We start from the raw sequence: 1391 nt of genomic DNA on the forward strand, positions 1-1391 counted from the left end.
GCTTGCCGCCGCATTGGGCATCACCTCGGTGGGCCTGCCCTTGCCGTACGTTAGCGAGTCTCCCGGCCCCACCTTCAACACCATCGGCCAGGACGACGGCAAACCGGTGATCAGCGTCAGCGGCCATGAGTCGTTTCCCGCCAAGGGCAGCCTGGACCTGACCACTGTCTATGTCGACGGCGGTCCCAACGGTCCGGTCAGCGTCTTCGAGGCGTTCTCGGCATGGCTGAACGGGACCAAGGCCGTCTACCCCCAGGAACTGCTCTTCCCCACCGGCGTCACCAAGGAACAGTCCCAGCAGGAGAGCGCCACCGCGATGACCACCTCCCAGGAGAACGCCATCGCCTCGGCACTGAAGGAACTGAAGATTCCGTTCGGGCAGAAAATGCAGGTGGCCGGGCTCCCGGACGACTCCGCCTCGAAGGGACTGCTGCAGGCAGGGGACGAACTTGTCTCCATCAATGACAAGCCCATCACTGCGCTCGGCGTGGTCCAGGCGGAACTGGCCGCCGGCAACGGCAAGCCCGCCAAGGTTATCGTCGAACGCGCCGGCAACCGGGTGCCAGTCACCATTACGCCGGCCAAAAACAGTGCGGGCCGCTACATCCTGGGCGTCTTGCTGCAGTACAAGTTCACCTTCCCGTTTGATGTCACCATCTCGCTCGACAAGGTCGGTGGCCCCAGTGCGGGCATGATGTTCGCGCTTGGCATCATTGACACCGTCACTCCCGGGGACCTGACCGGCGGCAAGCACATCGCCGGAACCGGAACCATCACCCCGGACGGTGCCGTAGGACCCATCGGCGGGATCGCCCAGAAGATGCAGGGGGCGCGGTCCGGCGGGGCCACACTGTTCCTGGCCCCGGCGGCCAACTGCGAAGACGTGCTGGGCCACATCCCCGACGGCCTGCAGGTGGTCCGGGTCGAGAACCTCACCGAGGCCCGCAAGGCAGTTGAACTGGCCGCGTCAGGCGGCGACACATCGGGCCTGCCTGTCTGCACCAACAACTAGACTGGCCGCGGAACTAAGCGCCGTCCCCACTCGTGGCACTAATTGACGGCCGCGCCGTCCCGACGGGACCCTGCTGCAGGGCCCTGACGGAACGGCGGTGACGGCCGTTAGAATGCATCAACCTGCAACACCGGCACTTGGTCGCCAGACTGAGCCACAGCAGCGACTGATAACTAAAAACCAGCAGTAGACGACCAGCTATGAGGTACCGAGTTTGTCCCGTCCCGCCAGCACTGTCCCGCCCGGAAGACCCCAGACACGACGCGGCGCCCTGACGCCGACGCTGATCATCGTGGCCCTGATCGTGGTCGGATTCATCTTCTTCGCCAATGTCTGGACGGATGTCCTCTGGTACCAGCAGCTCGGCTACTTCGAAGTG

Annotated in this window: 1 protein-coding gene; it reads left to right on the forward strand. The window is 64.6% G+C overall.

Annotation, left to right across the window (positions count from 1 at the left end; all coding sequences use genetic code 11):
* Positions 1-1012, forward strand: a 1012-nt coding sequence (locus LQV45_RS32575) for a PDZ domain-containing protein (RefSeq protein ID WP_230011708.1), incomplete at its 5' end; no start/stop codon positions are given.
* Between the last annotated feature and the right edge of the window lie 379 nt (positions 1013-1391).

Source organism: Microbacterium sp. Bi128 (genome assembly GCF_918698205.1).